Genomic DNA, 3877 nt, shown 5'->3' on the forward strand with positions numbered 1-3877 from the left:
GGGAACTTCTGTATGAAGTGTGGCAGAATCATTATTAGTTTCTACAAGTGCTAGTGAATTGTTAATTTGAGAGTCACAATCAACATCCTGGTATAAGTAAAAGAAGGGTGTGGCATTCTCTGCTACTATATTGAAGTCTGGCCAAGTAGTTTCGTCAAGTATCAATTTACCGTAGTGAATTTCTAAACTGTTATCCCTTTCGTAGAGTTTTAATTGAAATGAAAGGGAGTCACCTTCGTAATTTTGTGATGGTACATTGAGCCATTGAACTGTAAATGTTTTATACCCCAGTGAATCAGTCCCGCGATAATATTTAACAGGGGTTAAGGAAGTATCAGTATAAGTAGTATCATTATCTAAACCAAGGAAATATACCCTATCTAATATTTCCCAGCTGATGAACGCTGTGTATCCATGTTCATTAATAGTACATGGTTCGCCACGGAATGCAAAGCCACCAGAAGACAAAACATCTAAACTATCAAAACTATGCCCTCCCCAATAAAAGTCAAAACCAATAGCCAAAGGTTCAAGTGTGACCTGACCATTATTCCAGCTTGTATTCCAGAAATGAACAGTATCAGAATTCGCTGGAATTGGAGAAAACTGCCTTTTAAAAGATTCAAAATCAATTTTATTGTTGTTGAATTGGGCTAGTCCGGGAAGGCTTATGAAAAAAGAAAGTATTATAATTAAGCGAAACGTCATAGCTCTTTTGGTTTAATGTTGGATGATAAACTTTTCAGTTTTATCTCTTGTTTTGATTATATAATGACCATCAGCCAAATTCGAGACATCAATTTGGTGTTTTTCACTTAATATTTTTCCGCGTTTAAGCGTTTGGCCCAACATGTTTTTAATAGTAAACTCAGTGTTTTGTTTTGCTCCTTTAATGTTTACTCTACTGTGAGCAGGATTGGGAAAAACAGTTAACTCAGATTTAGTTTGATATTGATTACTGTTAAGTGGAAAATCCTGTTTGAAGTAGAAAATGGTTCCTTTTGGCGGAGGATTAAATAGTCTCAAATCTGAAATATCTCCCTGGAACCAAATTATCCCGGTTGTATCAACGTACCTGTTGTTGATTGTATCCTCGTACACCATCGCGATAGAATCATGATAATTATTACTACAGTGGACTTTGTAAATAAACATTAAAAATGGAGTGTAAATAAACCCTGAGTCATTATCAGTTGAATCTGCGAATAACCTATTCCAGTTTTGTGTTTTGATATCGCCAAACTGTAGGGATATGCTGTTATCGGCCTCGTAAAGTTTGTATTGATAGTGAACTGTATCATCAACAGAGTTGTAAGTTGCATTCATGTTATACTCTACAGTGAGTATCTTATTACCCTGAGATCCGGAAAGATTATACTTCACTGGTGATTGACTTGTGCTGTCACTGTTTGCATTCGCAGAATCTATAAATGAACCCAGATCCTCAAAACGATCCGAAGCTTCACTCAAACATCGCTCAAGCCAAATAGTACCATCATAATTGACCCGCAACTCATTGTATTCTTTACCAAACCATTCAAAATCGAAACCAATATCAATAAATGAGTAATCAAATTGTTCCCATGGAGTTGTAGTTAATAAAGTACTACTGTCATGATTCAGTGGTTCATATTGAACAGTATCATAAGAAAACTCTAAAACAGTGTCGCTTTGTGCGACACTCAAATTAAATAAACTCGTAAGTAAAATAAGGCATATGATTATACGCTTCATTCTACAACTTTATTAAATAACTTATACAGTTCAAAAAAAATTAACAAATCAATTTATTTCAAGCTCCTCCACAATCCTCTCGATCTTGTCTTTCAATTGGATCTGAACGTTGTCAAAATCCTCTTTATTTTCTAGTTTTTGATTCACGCTGAAGTAGAATTTAATCTTTGGTTCAGTTCCTGACGGGCGAGCAGTTACGCGTGTTCCGTCTTTAGTAATTAATTGAAAAACATTTGATTTAGGGAAATCTAAAGGCTGTGTTTCGCCATTTTCCAGCGTTTCAATCTGTGTTTCGAAGTCGCGGGTGTGAATGACTTTTGATCCGTCAATTTCCAGTGGTGTGTTGTTGCGGAAATTCTTCATCATTTGAGCAATTTCAGCTTCTCCGTTTCTGCCTTTTTTGACGATACTGATCAGGTGTTCCTGGTAGAATCCGTACCTCATGTACAGATTGATGAGAAAATCAAATGCTGTTTTCCCCTGAGACTTTGCAAGTGCAGCCAGCTCACAGAAGATAACACTGGAACTTGCAGAATCTTTATCGCGAACGAAATCGCCAACCATATAGCCGTAGCTCTCTTCGCCACCGCCAATGAATTTTTCTTTTCCTTCTTTTCTGCGAATGATATCTGCTATCCATTTGAAACCGGTCAAACAGTAATAAGTGCTGACACCGTAATCTCTAGCAATTACAGCAGGAAGCTCAGAGGTGACAATTGTTTCAGCAATAAATTCATTGCCACTCAATTTATCTGCTTTTTTCCACTGATCGATCAGGTACCAGGTGAGGAGAGAAGCTGCCTGATTGCCGTTGAGGAGCTGCATTTTGCCATTGTTGTCACGTATGCCAACTCCAATTCGGTCTCCATCAGGGTCTGTACCCACGATTACATCAGCGTTGAGTTCTTCAGCCTTTTCGATCGCCATTTTAAGGGCTTCCGGTTCTTCGGGATTGGGCGACTTTACTGTTGGGAAGTCTCCGTTCGGTTCTGACTGTTCTTCAACAATATGGACATTTGAAAAGCCAGCTTCTTTCAGAGCCGGAGGAACTGATTTGATAGATGCTCCGTGAATTGAAGTAAAAACAATGCTCAAATCCTTCTTTCCGGCATCACCCATCGATTGTTCAGCAATTGCCTCGAAATAGGCTTTATCGATTTCTTCTCCAATCGTGTGGATGCGTTTTTCGTCAGCTTCGAATTGAATGTTAGATAGATCTGTCTCGCGAACGAGGTTGATCACGTTTGTATCGTGAGGTGGAACGAGTTGAGCGCCATCGTTCCAGTAAACCTTGTAACCGTTGTATTCTGGCGGGTTGTGTGAGGCGGTCAGAACCACACCACTGTGGCAGCCCAGATGACGAATTGCAAATGAAAGCTCAGGAGTAGGGCGCAGATCCTCAAAAAGGTACACGTCAATTCCGTTAGCGCTGAATACATCAGCAACGAGTTTAGCAAACTTCCTGGAGTTATGTCGGCAATCGTGGGCGATTGCCACTTTTATTTGCTCACCTTCAAATTGTCTTGTGAGGTAAGTACTCAATCCCTGAGTAGCCTGACCAATTGTATATTTATTGATTCGGTTTGTGCCGGCACCCATAATACCGCGCATTCCGCCTGTTCCAAATTCCAGATCTTTATAAAAAGCATCAGCCAGTGCATCTCCACCTTGCTCGAGGAGTTCTTCAACTTCATTTCTTATTTCTTCATCAAAAAAGGCTGATGTCCATGCCTTTGCTTTATGTTCGAGTGATTCTTCTACAGTTGCTTCTTGTTGCATCTATCGTGATTTAGGTTGTCTTATTCGCTGTCAAATGTAATTCACTTACCTACTTAATACAAATGCTCAGTTGATTCAGTAAAAATGTCAGCTAAAACTCACGAAACCAGTCAAAAAGACATGGTATTTCGGTTCTGACCGTCTAAATTACCGACTCGATATCAGTCTTTTGTTTTGGTACATGAATTGATTTTATGCAAACGAACAAATTTTAAAAACAAAAAACTTAAAACAATAGAATTATGAAATTAGCAAGAAGAAACAACTGGCCTTTTGTACCATCATTTTTTGGCTCTGATGTGTACAATGATTTTTACAACGGAAATGAATTTTCACCTGCAGTGAATATTCATGAAGACGAAAA

Annotated in this window: 3 protein-coding genes; all 3 read right to left on the minus strand. The window is 38.6% G+C overall.

Annotation, left to right across the window (positions count from 1 at the left end; genetic code table 11):
- The coding region (locus tag RI557_RS11505) for a hypothetical protein (protein ID WP_310683901.1) at positions 1–708 on the minus strand (708 nt) is incomplete at its 3' end.
- Positions 709–720: 12 nt separating this feature from the next.
- Complete coding sequence (locus RI557_RS11510) at positions 721–1734, minus strand: T9SS type A sorting domain-containing protein (protein ID WP_310683903.1); 1014 nt, start codon at positions 1732–1734, stop codon at positions 721–723.
- A 48-nt stretch (positions 1735–1782) separates the two neighbouring features.
- A complete protein-coding gene (locus tag RI557_RS11515; RefSeq protein WP_310683905.1) occupies positions 1783–3513 on the minus strand; it encodes a phospho-sugar mutase in 1731 nt (576 codons plus the stop codon).
- Positions 3514–3877: the final 364 nt, after the last annotated feature.

Origin of the sequence: Salibacter sp. (assembly GCF_031581065.1) — a bacterium.
Taxonomy (GTDB): domain Bacteria; phylum Bacteroidota; class Bacteroidia; order Flavobacteriales_G; family Salibacteraceae; genus Salibacter.

Excerpts from the sequence above, each read along its gene's own strand:
- RI557_RS11510 (WP_310683903.1), bottom strand. The coding sequence starts at position 1,734 with ATGAAGCGTATAATCATATGCCTTATTTTACTTACGAGTTTATTTAAT.
- RI557_RS11515 (WP_310683905.1), bottom strand. The coding sequence starts at position 3,513 with ATGCAACAAGAAGCAACTGTAGAAGAATCACTCGAACATAAAGCAAAG.